17 protein-coding genes and 1 pseudogene are annotated in these 16,335 nt (G+C 63.4%); 9 read left to right on the top strand and 9 right to left on the bottom strand.

Features of this window, described 5'->3' with window-relative positions:
* The 4 genes from VIQ49_RS19840 to VIQ49_RS19825 form a co-directional block, all read right to left on the bottom strand.
* Positions 1 to 678: carbohydrate kinase family protein (locus tag VIQ49_RS19840; protein ID WP_331887818.1), on the bottom strand; the 678-nt coding region annotated here is incomplete at its 3' end.
* A gap of 2 nt (positions 679 to 680) precedes the next feature.
* Entirely contained in the window at positions 681 to 1,331 is a 651-nt protein-coding gene (locus VIQ49_RS19835; protein ID WP_331887816.1) for a class II aldolase/adducin family protein, read from the bottom strand.
* Positions 1,332 to 1,457: 126 nt separating this feature from the next.
* The gene (locus VIQ49_RS19830) at positions 1,458 to 2,831 is read right to left on the bottom strand and encodes a styrene monooxygenase/indole monooxygenase family protein (RefSeq protein WP_331887814.1); all 1,374 of its coding nucleotides are present in this window, start codon (positions 2,829 to 2,831) and stop codon (positions 1,458 to 1,460) included.
* A gap of 160 nt (positions 2,832 to 2,991) precedes the next feature.
* The gene (locus VIQ49_RS19825) at positions 2,992 to 3,369 is read right to left on the bottom strand and encodes a VOC family protein (RefSeq protein ID WP_331887812.1); all 378 of its coding nucleotides are present in this window, start codon (positions 3,367 to 3,369) and stop codon (positions 2,992 to 2,994) included.
* A gap of 106 nt (positions 3,370 to 3,475) precedes the next feature.
* Between VIQ49_RS19825 and VIQ49_RS19820 the strand changes: the two genes are divergently transcribed.
* From VIQ49_RS19820 to VIQ49_RS19805, 4 genes are all read left to right on the top strand, one after another.
* Positions 3,476 to 4,288, top strand: a complete 813-nt coding sequence (locus VIQ49_RS19820; RefSeq protein ID WP_331887810.1) for a mycofactocin-coupled SDR family oxidoreductase — start codon at positions 3,476 to 3,478, stop codon at positions 4,286 to 4,288.
* Positions 4,289 to 4,430: 142 nt separating this feature from the next.
* On the top strand, positions 4,431 to 5,912 hold the full coding sequence (locus VIQ49_RS19815) for a carboxyl transferase domain-containing protein (protein ID WP_331887822.1): 1,482 nt from the start codon (positions 4,431 to 4,433) through the stop codon (positions 5,910 to 5,912).
* Positions 5,909 to 6,358: a DUF4282 domain-containing protein gene (locus VIQ49_RS19810; RefSeq protein ID WP_331887808.1), complete on the top strand. Its 450-nt coding sequence runs from the start codon at positions 5,909 to 5,911 to the stop codon at positions 6,356 to 6,358. The genes VIQ49_RS19815 and VIQ49_RS19810 overlap by 4 nt, the downstream gene beginning before the upstream one ends.
* A 140-nt stretch (positions 6,359 to 6,498) precedes the next feature.
* Positions 6,499 to 6,933 (top strand): SRPBCC family protein, encoded by a 435-nt coding sequence (locus VIQ49_RS19805; RefSeq protein ID WP_331887806.1) that lies wholly within the window; start codon positions 6,499 to 6,501, stop codon positions 6,931 to 6,933.
* A 12-nt stretch (positions 6,934 to 6,945) separates the two neighbouring features.
* Here VIQ49_RS19805 and VIQ49_RS19800 read toward each other — a convergent pair whose 3' ends face one another.
* The gene (locus VIQ49_RS19800) at positions 6,946 to 7,545 is read right to left on the bottom strand and encodes a pyridoxamine 5'-phosphate oxidase family protein (RefSeq protein WP_331887804.1); all 600 of its coding nucleotides are present in this window, start codon (positions 7,543 to 7,545) and stop codon (positions 6,946 to 6,948) included.
* A 214-nt stretch (positions 7,546 to 7,759) separates the two neighbouring features.
* Here VIQ49_RS19800 and VIQ49_RS19795 point away from each other — a divergent pair, with 214 nt between their 5' ends.
* Complete coding sequence (locus tag VIQ49_RS19795; RefSeq protein WP_331887802.1) at positions 7,760 to 8,125, top strand: VOC family protein; 366 nt, start codon at positions 7,760 to 7,762, stop codon at positions 8,123 to 8,125.
* Positions 8,126 to 8,146: 21 nt separating this feature from the next.
* On the opposite strand, the gene VIQ49_RS19790 is transcribed toward VIQ49_RS19795, so the two are convergent.
* Together VIQ49_RS19790 and VIQ49_RS19785 are read right to left on the bottom strand one after the other, a co-directional pair.
* Positions 8,147 to 9,820 carry an amidase gene (locus VIQ49_RS19790; protein ID WP_331887800.1) on the bottom strand — a complete coding sequence of 558 codons (1,674 nt, stop codon included), beginning with the start codon at positions 9,818 to 9,820 and terminating at the stop codon, positions 8,147 to 8,149.
* Positions 9,821 to 9,835: 15 nt separating this feature from the next.
* The gene (locus tag VIQ49_RS19785; protein WP_331887798.1) at positions 9,836 to 10,567 is read right to left on the bottom strand and encodes an SIMPL domain-containing protein; all 732 of its coding nucleotides are present in this window, start codon (positions 10,565 to 10,567) and stop codon (positions 9,836 to 9,838) included.
* A gap of 95 nt (positions 10,568 to 10,662) precedes the next feature.
* Here VIQ49_RS19785 and VIQ49_RS19780 point away from each other — a divergent pair, with 95 nt between their 5' ends.
* The 4 genes from VIQ49_RS19780 to VIQ49_RS19765 all read left to right on the top strand — a co-directional run bounded on the left by VIQ49_RS19780 (position 10,663) and on the right by VIQ49_RS19765 (position 14,522).
* Complete coding sequence (locus VIQ49_RS19780) at positions 10,663 to 12,063, top strand: acyl-CoA synthetase (protein ID WP_331887820.1); 1,401 nt, start codon at positions 10,663 to 10,665, stop codon at positions 12,061 to 12,063.
* Positions 12,064 to 12,087: 24 nt separating this feature from the next.
* Complete coding sequence (locus VIQ49_RS19775) at positions 12,088 to 12,459, top strand: nuclear transport factor 2 family protein (RefSeq protein ID WP_331887796.1); 372 nt, start codon at positions 12,088 to 12,090, stop codon at positions 12,457 to 12,459.
* Between the two features lie 134 nt (positions 12,460 to 12,593).
* Complete coding sequence (locus tag VIQ49_RS19770) at positions 12,594 to 12,896, top strand: hypothetical protein (protein ID WP_331887794.1); 303 nt, start codon at positions 12,594 to 12,596, stop codon at positions 12,894 to 12,896.
* 3 nt (positions 12,897 to 12,899) lie between these two features.
* Positions 12,900 to 14,522, top strand: coding sequence for an alpha/beta hydrolase (locus VIQ49_RS19765; protein WP_331887792.1), 1,623 nt, complete (start codon positions 12,900 to 12,902; stop codon positions 14,520 to 14,522).
* Positions 14,523 to 14,533: 11 nt separating this feature from the next.
* Here the strand turns inward: VIQ49_RS19765 and VIQ49_RS19760 are convergent, their stop codons facing one another.
* A complete protein-coding gene (locus tag VIQ49_RS19760; protein WP_331887790.1) occupies positions 14,534 to 15,115 on the bottom strand; it encodes a hypothetical protein in 582 nt (193 codons plus the stop codon).
* 121 nt (positions 15,116 to 15,236) lie between these two features.
* Positions 15,237 to 16,335 (bottom strand): annotated as a pseudogene (locus tag VIQ49_RS19755) (hypothetical protein); the annotation flags it as partial.

Genomic DNA, 16,335 nt, shown 5'->3' with positions numbered 1-16,335 from the left:
GGCCCCGTCGGCGCCCGCAGTGGCGGCCACGCATCCCACGCCGAGGTCGATCAGAGCTCGACACCCGACGGCCAGATCGGTGGCACCGGTGAATCCGAGGATCTGTTCGTCGTTGGGCAGCAGGTAGTCCAGGTGCGGCAGAACCGGATTCAGCCACGCGAGGACTCCGGGATCGCCGGGTGCGAGGATATCCGCCGAGATGGTGGTCCCGGCAGCGTGTATCGCTTCCAGAACCTTCACCAGCTCAGGCGGATTGAGCAACTCGGGCGCGCCGATGTGCACGTGGTCGGCACTGGTGAGGAGGTCGATGGGAACCTGGTCCAGTGGGTAGGTGAGGTTGGCGCCGGGCATGTGGAGGGCCGGCCGATCTCCGTTCGCGCGGATGGGCAGCACGCTCATCGATGTCGGTTGATCATCCACGCGCACAAGATGTTCGGTGACCACACCGTATCGATTCAGAAGTGTGTTCAGCAGATCCCCGGAGTCGTCGTGACCGATCGCTCCGACGGTCGACACCACCGCACCGAGTTTGGTCAGGGTGACCGCGGTGCCGCCGGCGGGACCCGCCGGCACCATCCGGATGTGGGGAACCAGCACCGCGCCCTGGCCTTGCGGGATCTCCTCGACCGGATGGACCACCACGTCGAGCACGTGCGCTCCGAACGTCACAACCTGCATTCTCATCTCCTGCTGATCGGCGAGTAGCCGCGTTGAGCAGCAGCGACCGCCACTGCGACGAGTTGTTCCTGATCCAACACGGCGCCAGGCCCCACCGCAGCGGTTTTCAAGTAGATCTCCGCCAGCCATTCGACAAGTTCGACTCGGTCGCAGGCCATTTCGATCGAATCGCCATACGCGACCGATCCGTGATTCCGCATCAGCGCTGCGGTCCGCTCGGCGAGGGCTCGCGCCACCGCGTCCGTCAGCTCCTGGGTGCCGAAGATCTTGTGAGGTGCCACTCGCACCCCTCCGCCGACGAGTGCTGCGGTGTAGTGCACGGCCGGTAGCTCGTCGACCAGATTGGCGACGGCGATCGATGCGACCGGGTGTGCATGAACCACGGCTGTCGCGTTGGTCGACCGATAGATGTCCAAATGCAGGAGCAATTCGGACGTCGGCCGGTACTGGGTGTCTACCACCACCGCGCCATCGAGGTCGGTGACAACCGGTTGATCTGGTGTCAGGAACTCGAGGTCGGCACCGCTGGGTGTCACGAGCACGCGGTCACCCACCCGGATCGAGAGGTTCCCACCGGTGCCGATCACCAGGCGACGTCGGGCCAGTCGATGCGCGGCGTTCACCAGCGCGGCGCGCTGATCGTCGAAGTCCATGGTGCCGAGGTTATCGGTGGCCGGCGGTGATCTGTGGGAGATCGACACCACGGCAAACGCCGGCGCTCCACCCGCGCACGAACGAGTGGATCGTCCGACACGGGTGGAGCGTTGGGTTGGAGCAGGTCAGATGGCGGAAGCCAGGGCGTCGAGCTCAGATCGTGAGAACCGGCCGACCGGAGCGAACTTCGCCAGGATGGAATCGGCGTCCTCACCGGCCACCGCGGTGATGAGGGACTTCGCGTCATCAACCGAGTTGATCGACAGGACGGGCGACGGATCAGAAAGCAGCCCGAAGAGTGCGGCGCCGAACTTCGGGTTCGTGGCGGCGGCAGGGAACAGGACCGATGCGTAGTCGGCGAAGACCGGATCGCGCAGGAAGATTCGGGTTGCCAGATTGGCGGCGTCGACCCGACTTGTCAAAAACTTGTTGTAGGTCTCGGTGATCCAGACGTCGTCGAACTCGCCCTGGTGGTCCTTGGCCGCGGCGACCAGCCCCGCGGCCTGGATGAATCCACTCTGTGCGCCCTGGCCGGTGATGGGATCGTAGGCCACGGCGGTATCGCCGAGAGCGGTGATGCGATGCCCACTTGCAGTGTGACCCAGTGCATTACGGACTGTCGGCGTGACGGCGCCCTGTAGCCAGGAGTGCGGGTCCTCCGCGATGACCCGGGTCCGCAGCACTTCGGGCAGGTCCCAGTCGAAGTACTCGCGGTGCAGGTCGATGACCACCTTGTGTGCCGAGTGGGCATCGGTGACCGACTGGAAACGCCGCTCCCATTCACTGCCCGGCTGCGCCCATCCGAGGAACGACCATGACGGTCCGGCGTCCTTGTGCAGGTACGGGCCCCACCAGCCTTCGCCCTGATCCGCGAAGTTGAAGGCCTGATGCTTGCCGCCGGCCGCGCTGCGGTGCGCGAAGACGTCCGGACCGTGGTCGAGGCCTTCGACAGTCAGCAGCAGCACACTGCGCTGCGGGCTCTTGTACGGCGACCGCGCCTCGTCCACCGAGAACAGCGTGGAGAGCCCTCCCTTGCCCGTCGCGACCAGGGTCAGGTCGTGCTGGCCGGCGATGGTGTCGAGCCGGTCCGGGTCGACCTCCTCGACGAGGAACGTTCCGCCCTTGTCCTGGAACTGGGTGATGCGCTCATCCACCTTGAGTCGCGTGTCGACACCGATGGCCTCGAATCCGGGGAAGTCGGCGTCGAAATCGAGGAGCTCGGTGTAGTCGTGGCCGCTGCCGGTGATGGTGCGGGCGCTGATCCCGGTGACCTGGGGTGCGCGGCCGGCGAAGGTGTCCACACCCAATGCGGCCTCCGATTCCTGCGAAAGGCCGAAGGTCACCGCGGTACCGGTGGCCGACACATCGCGGAACAGGCCCGCCTGGTCTCGGTCGCTGTAGACGGTGACGTCGAATCCGGCGTTCAAGAAGCCGACGGCCGCGGAGATGCCGGTCTGACCGGCCCCGATGATGGCGACGGATCGGTTGGTGCTGCTCATGGAAGGTCTCCGATGCTCGTACGAAAGGTATGGGTGGGTAGGCGAATACGGTGAGCATCCGCTGGATACGAGGTCGGCGGAACCCTTCCGATCAGCGGGAGATTAACTACCGCGGGAATCGTCGGGGCGGGGTACGCGGGTGATGGGGGTGGGCGCCGCTCTAGAACCCGTGGTTCACGGCTTCGACGTTGTTGCCGTCGGGGTCGCGGAGAAAGACGCCGTAGTACGTGGGGTGATATTCGGGCCAGACCCGCGGCTCGTGCAGGATCTCGGCGCCGGCTGCGATCGCCAGTTCATGGACGGTGTCGACGGCTTCGCGGCCGGCCGCGGTGAGCGCCAGGTGCACAGGACGCGTGCCAGGGTCGACCAGAGGTCCGAACCAGAGTTCCGGGAAGTCGCCCGTGCCGAGGCCGATGACCAGCCCGTCGGTGCGGTCGAATCGCATCACCTCGTGAACGCCGAGTGGGGCGAAGACGCTCACGTAGAACGCCGCGCAACCGGCGGCATCGGGTGACTGGAGCGCGAGGTGATCGATCATTGCCTGATGGTAGTGGGATTGCGCGGGCAACAAGCTTGAAGTGCACGTTTCTTGCGGAGGCATACAGTCGGTGCGGCGAACTGTCTACGAGAGAAGAGGCGTGCACGTGTCACGACTGGAGAGCAAGGTTGCTTTTATCACCGGCGTTGCGCGCGGCCAGGGACGTGCCCACGCCGTACGGCTCGCGCGTGAGGGAGCAGACATAGTCGGTCTCGATCTGGCGGCGCCGCTACCCGGTGTGCCGTACGAGTCCGCAACGCCGGCCGATCTGGCAGAGACGACTGCGTTGGTGGAGGCCGAAGGTCGTAAAGCAATTCTGAGGCAGGGCGACGTCCGGGACCTGGATGCGCTGAAGGCTCTGGCGGCCGAGGCGGTCAATCAGCTCGGCGGCCTTGACATCGTGGTCGCCAATGCCGGCATCTGCATTCCGGCGACTTGGGACGAGTCGACTCCGGCGATGTTCGCCGACCACATGGACATCAACGTGACCGGTGTCTGGAACACAGTCATGGCCACCGCGCCTGCGCTGGTCGAGCGCGGCGGCGGATCGATCATCCTGATCAGCTCCTATGCCGGGAAGAAGGTGCAGCCGTTCATGGTGCACTACACCACGAGCAAGCACGCGGTGACCGGCATGACCCGCGCCTTCGCGGCTGAACTCGGCGCGCACAACATCCGTGTCAACAGCGTGCACCCGGGTGCTGTGGCAACGCCGATGGGGTCGGGTGACATGGTTGCGCGAATCGAGGAGACCAACGCCGCCAATCCGAGGTTGGCCGTGATGGGTACCCCGTTCCTCAACCAATACGTGGCCGAACCCGAGGAGATCTCGAATGCCGTGGCATTCCTGGCGTCGGACGAGTCGTCGTTCATGACCGCCGAGCATGTTTCGGTCGACGGCGGCGCCCAGTACTTCTGACCCCGGAACCTCCGATCTTGGTGGGTTTTGGCGAGCGTTTCCGCAGGTCGGCCTCGCCAAAACGCACCAAGATCGGACGGTCGCCGGCCTTTGGTCCACTACGGTTGAGGGCGTGAGCGATGCGACGGGTGGACGCGAACGGATGGCGGCTGTCGAGTTACTGGCCAAGCTGGTGGACGAGGGCAGCTGGCAGCCCTGGGACATCGAGCTGACCGCGCTGCCCGACGATCCGAAATACGCCGCCGACATCGTTCGTGCCCGAGAGAAAACCGGCCTCGACGAATCAGTTCTCTGCGGTGAAGCCACGGTGTCCGGTGAGCGCATCGCGGTGGTGGTGAGCGAGTTCGGGTTCCTGGGCGGCTCGATCGGCCGTGAGGCCGGGCGGCGCGTGGTCGGTGCGATCCGGCGTGCCACGTCCGAAAGGCTTGCTGTACTTGCACTTCCGGCGTCGGGCGGTACTCGGATGCAGGAGGGCACCCCCGCATTTCTGCAGATGGTGAACATCACCGCGGCCGTCGTGGACCACAAGGCGGCTCGTCTGCCGTATCTGGTGTATCTGCGTCACCCCACCACGGGTGGCGTGTTCGCGTCGTGGGGATCGCTCGGTCATGTGACCCTGGCCGAACCCGGTGCGCTGGTCGGCTTTCTCGGTCCCCGGGTCTACGAAGGGCTCTACGGCGAAGAGTTCCCGAAGGGCGTCCAGGTCTCGGAGAATCTGCGGTCGCACGGATTGATCGACCTGGTGGTCGCGGTGGATGCGTTGGGCGACGCGGTGTCCCGAATCGTGGGTCTGCTCGATGGCAGGGAGTCCGACGCCGATTCGGAGATGGCGCTGGAAGACGGCGCGCCGGTCTCGGAGAATGCTCCCTGGGACGTGGTGACGGCATCGCGGGCCGATGGCAGACCCGGGGTCAGCGAACTGTTGAAACGTTCGACCGCCGCGTCCATCGAGTTGGCGGGTGGCGGCGAGGCCGACTCGAGAAGTGGAATCATCCTGGCATTGGCCAGTTTTGGTGGCCAGACGGCTGTTGTGGTGGGCCAGGATCGGAATCGGCAGGTACCGGGTGCGCTGATCGGTCCGGCGGATCTGCGGCTGGCGCGTCGAGGGATGAGGATGGCGCAGGGGCTGGGACTTCCGCTGGTGACGGTGATCGACACGCCGGGTGCCGATCTGTCGGCCGATGCCGAGGAGGGTGGCCTGGCCAACGAGATCGCCCACTGCATCGCGGAATTGACCGCGTTGACAGTGCCGACGATCTCGGTGCTGTTGGGACAGGGTGCCGGAGGCGCGGCGTTGGCGTTGTTCCCCGCTGATCGGGTGATTGCGATGGAAAACTCCTGGCTGTCACCGTTGCCACCGGAGGGTGCGAGCCTGATCGTATATCGCGACACCGACCACGCTTCGGATCTTGCTGCACAGCAGGGTATTCGAGCGACGGACCTGCATTCCTCGGGCATCGTCGACGCGGTGCTGAGTGAATCGGACCCCGAGGCGCAGGACTTCCTGGCGGCGCTGGGATCCCGCCTCTCCGGAGAATTGTCGACCCTGAACGCGCTCGACATCGACGAACGGGCTCGACGACGCGCCGATCGTCGTCGCCGGATTGGTGATGCCGTGGTGTGACGAGCGGAGGCGCGCGGACTCGAAATCCCGTCTATTTCAATCGTTCAGACTCGGTTGCTATCACCTCTGCTGGGCAGATACTCCCGGACAGGTCGAAATCCGCAGGTACGGAAGGTAGTGCGCACAAGTCCAACCCCACAGGTGATCAGAGTCAACCGAATCCCGTATTCGAGCCAGGTCCCAGGTTCACGCAGTTCGTCACCCTCCGGCTTGTGGTGATCTCGATCGTTGCCGTGATCTACTTCTTCGTCGCCCTCATCGGGGGATTCGCGGCGTTCGGTGAAGACGACGGCGCAGCTGTCGGAGTTCTGCTGATCCTGGTTGCGCTGGTAGTCGTTCCGCTGTTCTGGCTGATCTACGTTGTCCTCAGCCGCGTGATCTACGAGTTCTTCCTTTCGATCGTCAGGATCGCCGAGAACACCGACCCGAGGAACCGGCGGATGTGAATCCGCGTGACCCTGCATCGGCAGCCGCACCGTTCTTCGAGACCACCGGATTCGCCCACCCGTCGGCTGAGTTTGACCGCCGACGGATCTGTTTGCGCAGGTCAGGTGCTATAGCGCGATCGTTCGTCTACCGTTGAAGGATGGTAAACGTACAACGCACGTTCACGGTCGACGCGCCGGTCGACAAGGTTCGCGCCTATCTACGCGACTTTGCCAATGCGGAGCAATGGGACCCCGGAACAAGGAAGTGCACGCAAGTGGGTACCGGGCCGGTTGTGCTCGGCACCGAGTGGGACAACACCTCGAAGATCGCTGGGATCAAGACTCAGCTGAGGTACAAACTCACCCGCGACGACCCTGATCGGGTCACCCTCGAAGGTGTCAACAAGACGGCCACCAGTATCGACGACATCTCGATTCACCCGCAGGGCCCGGCGAAGACAACGGTGGCGTACCACGCGCATGTTGTCTTCAACGGTGTCGCAAAGCTGTCCGACCCCGTTTTCGGCTTGGTCTTCAAGCGACTCGCAGACGAGACGCAGAAGCAGATGACCGAAACCCTCGGCGCGCTCTAGGTCGCCGCGAGGCTAGCTGCTCAAGCGGCGCACCGATTCCGGGATGTGGCCTTCGGTCTCGGTGATCGGTTCGTCGTAGACGGTGCGCATCGGGATGTGCCCGGTCCAGACGTCGGATGTGTCGCCACCAGGGCCGCCGGTGCGTCGCTTGGTGATCCACTGGCCGTCGACAATCGGGAGTGACAAGACGATCGTTGCGGCGATTTCCTTGCCGGAGTGCGGTCGGACTTCCGATCTGCGACCCGGGAGGATGCTGTCGCCGACGACGTTGAGAGCCTCGCGCGGATCGACGTCGGAGTTCTCGACGGTCCCGCGCACCACGGCCGATCGGTAGTTCATGGAGTGGTCGAAGAGGGTGTCGGCGACCACCAGACCATCGACGATGAACGCCGACACCGCAACCGGCGCACCTGCCGCGATGTGCCGTAGCGCGCCGGCGCCGGTGGAACCGTGCATCAGGATCGCGTCGCCGTGCCGCGCGATCAACATCGGCACCGACCACGGCAATCCGTCGACAACCGTGGACACCGTTGCCACATGCACCTCGTCGAGGATCTGGTTGAGCAATGCACGGTCGCCCTGGCGTTCCTTCTTGCGGTTCAACGCATCCACGATCTTCCCTTCGCTGTGTTCTCGGCTCAAAGGTCTAGCAACTGGTCGCGCGGGTCAAGCAGATTTCGGGCGGGACTGGGGAGCAGAGCCGAAATTCCGATCACGCGAGAATATCGTTTTCACCTGTGAAAGTGTTGCCTCGTGCTTGGTGGTCCGCCGGCGCAATTCGACTGTCAGGAGTGCGGGGATGTTGGATCGGATCGAAGTGGGGATCGTGAGTGCAGACGATGCGCTGGTCGACTTCTACGTGACGGTGTTCCAGATGGAACGACTCGAGGTGACCGCGTCCGGGTCAGGGACGGTGCACCGGCTTCGCGGCGGTGGCACAACACTGAAACTGATGGTGCCGAAGCAGAAGCCGTCGGACGCCGAGTCGACCGGATCCTTTCTCGCCACCACCGGCCTGCGATACCTCACCTTCTATGTCGCAGATGGACTCGAGACGTTGATTGAGCGAGGCGCGGGCGCGGGTGGCCGAGTGCAGATGGGCCCGATGGACATCGGTCCCGGAAAGCGGCTGGCCATTATCACCGACCCTGACGGCAACACCTTGGAACTGGTCGAGGAAACGGCGGCCTGATCGACCGGCGCGAGAAGATGTTCACGGCAGCTCGGGTGTGCGCGGCGGGACCGGTCTCGGGCCGGCCGCCGCCTCGAATGCGGCGGCCATCGACAGCAGTTGGTTGTCGGCGTACGCCTTGCCTGCGAAGGTCAGACCGATCGGCATTTTCGTGTCGGTCATCAGCCCCATCGAGACGGTGACGGTCGGGATTCCGAAGTGCCGGATCGCCAGATTGCCGTTGGAGAAGCGGACTCCGTTGGCCCAGGCGATGTCGGCGGAGTCGGGATTGACGTCCGAGTCGGCGGGCCCGACGTCCGATTGTGCCGGAAATACCACGGCGTCAATGGCATTGGATTGCATCCAGTCCTCGAAGTCCAGCTTCCTGGTGGCTTCCAGCCCTTGGAGTGACCAGTCGAGATCAGGGAGGTCTTCGAGTGAGGGCACTCCCACTTGGGCGCGTTCGACGGTGATCGAGAAATCTTCGTCCTCGACGCCGTAGCGGTCTGGTAGCGCGCCATCCGGTGGCGGGAAGATCTGCGATCCGTCGACATCGGCCAGGGCCGACAGGTTCGGATCGCCGTTGGCGTCGAGGAAGTCCTGCCAGCCCCACGTCATCAGAACGCCCATCTCCCAGGCGTAATAGTCGGGTGGAACCAATCCGCGGGTGACCATGCTCTTGGCTCCGGGCCGGTCTTCCTCGTGGTTCTCGACGACGGGGAAGTCGGTCTCCACCACCGTTGCGCCCAGCGACTCGAGCACAGCGCGGGCGCCCCACCACCGGTCGATGATCGACTGCCGGGTGCGCACCGGGTCGCTGCCCGCGTGGTCTTTGTTGATGTACATCCGCGGGACGGCAAGCCGTTTGCCCTGCACGGCGGCCGCGACGGCGAGTGCGGGGTAGCTCGGCGGGCGGATCGCCGATGCGCGCGGCACCGTGGCCACCTGCTGCATTCGCCAGAAGTCCCCGCGCGTCTGAGTGTCGTCGTCGACGATGACATCGAGGATCTCCAGCATGTCGGCGACAGTGCGGGTATGGGGGACAACAACATCCATCGTCGGGTACAGCGGCCAGTTGCCGCGCATCGAGATGACACCTCGCGACGGGGTGTACGCGACCAACCCGTTGTGCGATGCCGGCGCGCGCCCCGACGACCAGGTTTCTTCGCCGAGACCAAAGGCCGCGAAGCTCGCCGCGGTGGCGGTACCCGACCCGTTCGATGATCCGGATCCGAACGAAGAAGTGAGAAAGTCTGCGTTGTAGGGACTTTCGGCGCGGCCGTAGAGTCCGCGCTGCATGCCGCCGGCCGCCATCGGTGGCATCGTGGTCAGCCCCAGACAGATGGCACCACCGGCACGCAACTGGGCGATGGCAAACGCGTCGTCGGTGGCGATCAGATCCTGGAACGCGGGTGAACCGGCCGCGACGGTCATACCGCGAACCTTGTAGCTGTCCTTCGCGGTGTACGGAATGCCGTCGAGTGGCCCGAGCGAGCCGCCGCTCTCGCGCCGTTGATCCGACGCTCGGGCTTCATCGAGCGCGTTCGGATTCATCACCGGGACCGCGTTCAACCGGATGCCGTGGTGGTCGTAGTGATCGATGCGTTCGAGGTACCGCTCAACCAACGCCACGCACGTGATCTGTCCCGTCTCGAGGGCCAGACGCAGGTCAGCGATGGACTTCTCGACAACTGTGAAGGGCCCGGCGGTGTCCATCGGTTCAGAATGCCATCAGATCTGAGTCGTGGGGGCGTCCTTGACCGCTTCGAATCGTGCTTCTACATAGGCCGAGATCATGACCCGATCAGGTTCGAGTTCGATGACCTGTCGGTCCTCGAAGTCGCCGCCAGGTGCTCCCGAGACGGCCATGGGCATGGGCATGATGCCGCGGGCAACCGGCTCGTCGTAGCGGGCGCCACCCGTCGTCACGCCGAGCATGCCGGGGTCGGCGATCGCCACCGCCGTGAACTCGCTGTAGCCGAGACCCTGGGTGTATCCCTGCGCCTTTTCGAGAGCGTTGCGGACCGCGAGATCGCGAACTTGCGCGGTCCGTTTCGCGGTGGCTTTGCGGGTCAGCCACCAGTGGATCCGCCCGACCTCGACCTCGTCGATCTCCGAGACCTGATCGACAAAGGTGCCCAGCGCGCTGAAGTCCCTGAACGTCGCCTGGACCGAGGCCGTCGAGCGGAACACCCACGGGCGTTTCTTGGCTTCTCGATGGTAGGGCCGGTACCGGTCGTGACGTACCTGGTCGAGGGACCAGCGCTGCAGAGGTGACTCAGGTTGCTCCTGAAGTGCCTTCACCAGGTCGGTGACGGCGATGACTGCAGCTGTCACCGATTCAGAGGCGGTCTCCCGGGTACTGCCGTCGGAATGCACCGACAACCCAATGGTGCACCGGTTCGGCGTGAACTGCCGATCCGCGTGACCGGTGACGGTGATCGTGACGGGGCGAGGATTCATCGTCTCAGTGTGCCGGGACGGTCTGACAATGCGCGGTGGTTCCGGTCGAGCGAGATCGATGACGTGCCATTGCGATGTGACAAAGTGGTCGGGTGATGCTCTTTCCGTCGTTGAACCAGGCTTCCCTCACCAACCGGGCGGATGAACCCGCAGTTGTCACGGTCGGCGACACCGTCCTGTCGCGCAGTGACCTCATCGGTGCTGCCACCTCTGTCGCCGAACGGATCCGCGGTGCCAGGTGCATCGCTGTGCTGGCGCAGCCCACCGCGCAAACCGTGGTCGCTGTGGTCGGCGCGCTGATCGCGGGTGTGGCCGTGGTCCCGGTTCCCCCGGATGTCGGTGCAACCGAACGTCAACACATGCTCACCGACTCAGCTGCGCAGGCCTGGCTCGGCGCCGCGCCCGAGGACACCGGTGGCCTGCAGGTTCTCCCGGTCCGGATGTATGCGCGTTCGTGGCACAGTCATCCCGAACCCCATCCGGATTCGACGGCGCTTGTGATGTACACGTCGGGCACCACCGGACTGCCCAAGGGCGTTCCGATGTCCAGGCGGTCCATCGCAGCCGGCCTCGATGCCCTCGCGGAGGCCTGGGGGTGGACGTTCAATGATGTTCTGGTCCATGGTCTTCCGCTGTTCCACGTTCACGGGCTGATCCTGGGGATCCTGGGTCCGTTGCGGGTCGGCGGCGCCGTGGTGCACACGGTGAAACCGACGCCCGAGAACTATGCGGCGGCGGCCGGAACCATGTATTTCGGCGTCCCGACGGTATGGACGCGGATCGCCGCCGATGAGCAGTCCGCCCGCGCGCTGGGGTCGGCTCGATTGCTGGTATCCGGGAGTGCGCCGTTGCCGGTTCCGGTGTTCGAGAAGATCAAGGAACTGACCGGTCACGAGGTCGTCGAGCGCTACGGCATGACCGAAACCCTCATCACCATCAGCACCCGCTTCGACGGTGAACGGCGCCCGGGCTGGGTTGGCCTGCCGATCGCCGGCGTCGAAACCCGGCTGCGTGATGACCGGGGTGCCGAGGTGCCGCACGACGGAGAATCCATCGGCGACCTGCAGATTCGTGGTCCGATGGTGGCGAAAGGGTACCTGAACCGGCCTGACGCGACCGCGGAGTCGTGGCTCGAGGACGGCTGGTTCGCGACCGGCGATGTCGCCGTCATCGACCGCGACGGCATGCACCGAATCGTCGGGCGTGCATCGATCGATCTCATCAAATCGGGTGGCTACCGCGTCGGTGCCGGCGAGATCGAGACCGTTCTGCTCGGACACCCGAGCGTGCGTGAGGTCGCGGTGATCGGCGTGCCCGACGGTGACCTGGGGCAGCGCATCGTCGCAGTGGTGGTCGGGGAGGGCATCGACGAGGCGCAGCTCATCGACCTGGTCGCCACGGAGCTCTCGAACCACAAGCGGCCCAGGGAAATTCGCGTAGTTGCCGAACTACCTCGGAATGCCATGGGTAAGGTGCAGAAGAAGCTGCTGCTCTAGGCGGCGTCAGAGGAGGACTGGACCATGCATGCATTCCGCGCGGCGGTGGAAGAGCGCCGGATCGATGACATCGCGGGGTTGCTCGACGAACACGTTGTCTTCAACAGCCCGGTTGCGTTCACCGCCTACAAGGGGCGTGATGTCGTCCACATGATCCTGCGCGCGGCATTCGACACTTTCGAGGACTTCACCTATGTCCGAGAACTGAACTCACCGCTCGACGGCTACACCGGGCTCGTGTTCAAGGCGAAGGTCGACGGCCTCGACATCGAGGGCTGCGACTTCATCCACGAGACGCCCGACAACCTCATCGATGAGTTCACCGTGATGCTGCGGCCGATGAAAGCCACCCAGAAGTTCTGCGAGAAGATGGGTGCGAAGCTGCCCACCCGGTAGTCGGCCGTGCCATAGAAGTTGTCAACACCGGGCCGCGCAGTCCACAAGCGTGGCGCAGATGCGGTCGAGCGGTCGTCGACGATCATGAAGCCTCTATAGCCTCAACCTCGTTCATCGAGGATTGGGGGAGTCTGATGGGAACAGTGGTCAAGGCGGATCGAGACGCGCTGGTCACGCTGGCGATAGATCTGTGGGCTGCAGCGCGCGGCATCCGGGCGATAGATGTCCACAACGCGTTCTCGGATCTGCTGCGGGGCTTGTCGGGGTCTGACGTTGCCGCAGTCTGTGCCACCGCGGAACTACAGATCGAGTCCGCCCTCGCATCGGTCGCAACTCGTGTTGATGCGCTGGCACAGAAGAACGCGCTTGCCGGGTCAACGTTCGGGATCACCGATGAGCAGTATGCAGATTCCATCAGCGGCTTGCTGAAGCTGTGATCGATGAGCAAACCGACTGTGCCGCAGGTGCGTACCTGGCTGACCCATGCCCAAGCGCTGACCCACACCGCGGTGGAGATCGACTCCGCGGTTGACGTCTTCGATGCCTCGATGAATGACATCTCACGTGCTGTTTCCACCACCATGCAGGGCTGGCAGGGTGATGCGGCCGAAGCGTCGCAGGCCCGAACGGATGCCGAGGCGCAGGCGAGCAACCGGCTGGCGATCACCATCCTCGACATCGCCGACGACATCAACCGGCTCGGACCCGATATCGTTCACTCCTGCCGGGTGGCCCGCGACCGCGCCAATTCCATCGCGTGGCTCGGGTACCTGGTGGCCGACGACGGTGGTGTCACGGCGCCGGCCGACTCCCGACCCGGCTATCCCACAGACATTCCGGCCAGTCTGCCGATCGACGCAGCCCGGGCCTTGGCCGACCGAAAGGCCGGTGGACACCAGACGTGGCTGATGGAAGCGCTCGCCGCCGCCGGTCAAGCTGATTCGACCCTGGCCGTCCAGATCACCAAAACCCTCGGCGAACTGGCGCGCAATGCGGAACGGGCGACCACGCCGGTTCCGCTGCGGGACGCCGTGCAAGAACTTGTCGACGGTAGACGTCAACTGCCGAGCGACCCCTATCTGCTCAAGACGTTCTGGGACGGTTTGACGTCGGCCGAGAAGGCGGCGCTGTGGAACAGCAATCGCGACATCGGGAACATGGATGGCATCCCGGTTGCCGACCGCGATCACTTCAATCGCCGATATCTGGCCGAGCTGGAGACCAAGGCCCGAGACGTGATCGCCAATGATTTTGCAGGGCAGGATGTTCGAGCGCAGGCTGAACGTGATCTCGCCGCGCTGGGGGCTGTGGAGAGTGCACTCTCGAAAGAGGTGGACGGGAAGAAGCGCTACCTGATGCAGATCGATACCCAGGGCCACGGCGCGATTGCGGTGAACAATCCCGACACCGCCGTCAACGTCGTGACCTATGTGCCGGGGACCGGGGCCAATCTCAGCAAGATGGGTGGGGGAGTCGATCGTGCAGACCGGATGGTCCGTGCCGCCAGTCCCCGCGGAACAACAGACACCGCGGCGATCGCCTGGTTCGGATACGACGCCCCACCAGACATCGGCGCTGCCGGCTCTGGCGCCCCGGCATCACGAGGGGCACAGCCACTTGTCGATCTGCAGGATGGGCTCCGCGCGACCCATGAGGGCGCCACTCCGTCGCACAACACCATCGTCAGCCACAGCTACGGGACCGTAGTCGCCGCCGAGGCCGCCAGTGGTGACCGTGAACTGAACGTCGATGACCTGGTGTTTGTTGCCAGCCCCGGACTCGGTGGACCCGACGACGTGAACGACCTGAACCTGACCGGTCGTGACGATCGTCCGAACTCCGAGCGAGTGTGGGCGACTGTCGCGAGCAATGACTGGATCAACTCCGTCGAGATCGTGCTGGGGCCTGATCCCCACGACGCCGGCTTCGGCGCTCGAGTGTTCACCTCCGACGATGGCCCAGGGATCAGCACCGCCGCACACAGCAAGTACTGGGACGAGGGTTCGGAATCACTGGCGAACATCGCGCGGATCGTGACAGGGAGGTACGCGGTAGTAGATTGACCGGCAAGCGTTCAGGCGAGCGGTTGTGGGCTTTCGGGCCAGCCAGGTTCTGGAGAATGCGTGTAGTGGAATTTGTAGTTGGCAGTCAAACAGGGTGTGACTGCCTCAGGCGTGTCAATATCGATATTGCTGTCGTATTCGATTGCTTTCCAATCTCCGAATACTGATGCATAAGGGACTTCTCGGTTGCCCTGCTGATTGCTCGGTGGTGAAGTTCCCTGACGTTGGTAGATGAGTCTATAAGCGGTGACATTGCCGTTGCCTGGGACTTCTGGCTTCGGTATGGGAGTCATTGGAAAGGAATGAGGTTGAACTGCGCACGCAATGATCTGAACTTTATCGGCTGCTAGTTCTGTGAATTCGAAGATCCGGTTGTACTCGTTTCCGTATACGTGTGGGTATGGCCACTCCGCGTCGTAAAAGCTACGGTCAATGGTGGCAGTGATGGCGTCTTGGAAGCCTGGGTACGCCGAGTCGGATCCGCCGGCGTAGTTAGCAAGGACAGCCGATTCGCGAAAGGCTCGAACAAATGTGCCGTCGGGAGACATCAGGTCGAGTGTGTTCTCCGCCGACCAGTTGATGTTGTACTGCATGATGTCTGGCTGTTGGTAGCCGATGTCGGCAGATGGTGGCGTGGCTCCTGGGTGCGGTGCTGGTGACGCGCAGGAACTGGTCAGGAGGCACAGACAAACGAAGCCGACCGTACCCGCGATACTAGGGATTGGGTGGGAGTGCGGGGTCACTCGGGATAGGAATGATTGTCTGATCGATCGCATTGTCCGATAACCCATCGTCGTACCTGCCGTCCCAACTGTTGAGGCCGAGTTCCTCGATCAGCTTCTGAAAGGTTCCCCGATTCTCTGTTACAGCATTCCAATCGATCCGCCCATCCGGGCCGACATAGGACAGTTCTCGTCCGTCTGGAAGGTTGTACGAGAAGGCCTCATTTGCCGCTTCCGGATTGCGGTGCAGATAACCTTCGGCTGCGCTGTAGTCGAGTACTATCGAGTCGCTTTGGCTGGTATTTTGAATCTCTTTGTATACGTCATTCCACTGATTCTCAGAGAGGGTCGCAGGGTCGTTGGGGATGTCGAACATCTCAAATTTCACAATGGGGCTAACAGTGCCGATGCCCACGCTGACGGGAATGAGTGGCGTACTTCCTAGTAATCCGGCAACAGTGTCGTAATCCCTGGAGTTCAGGTTGTACTCGACGATATTTTCCCAGTATTTGTTGTCAACGAGTACTTTCATTTGATCTTCGAATCCCTCGGTTGATGCTTGATTCAGTTGTCCAGCAGAAAATCCGGCTTCGGTCATGTCTGGGTCCATGCCGTATTGGTACGCGAGATTGTTCTGCCACTGTGTGGATGCCGTATGCATGATTCCGGCAGAGATGGGGTCCGAATCAAGTACTTTGAACAACTTCGACAGTTCGCTCACCTCGTCTATATGACCAGCGTGCTGGTTCACCAGCATCGAATCGGGTGCATCGACGAAGTTGGCGAGATACGGAGACATGGAAAGAGCGAGCGACTGGGTGAGGTGTGGGTTCACCTGGCCGAGAGAGGTATAGGTTCCGGGAATGTCATCCGCGGGTATGCGTCCGCTGAGCAAATCCTCGTTGTTGATCAACAGGTTTGCAAGGGTGGTCGCTGAGCGCCCCGCGAGTTCGCCTTCATAGCCTGGGGCATCCGCATTCTCACCGATCCAATCGATAACGTTGACAGCGCCGCGTTGATCTTCATCCCAAGGATGGGTCACGAGATCAAGGAAGTGACTGTTCGCGTCGTAGTGATTGCCGGCCGTGGCG

This window comes from Williamsia sp., assembly GCF_036566845.1.
In the GTDB taxonomy this organism is placed as follows: domain Bacteria; phylum Actinomycetota; class Actinomycetes; order Mycobacteriales; family Mycobacteriaceae; genus Williamsia.
The sequence above is the reverse complement of the archived record's forward strand: the minus strand, read 5'-3'. Positions and strand labels throughout refer to the sequence as shown.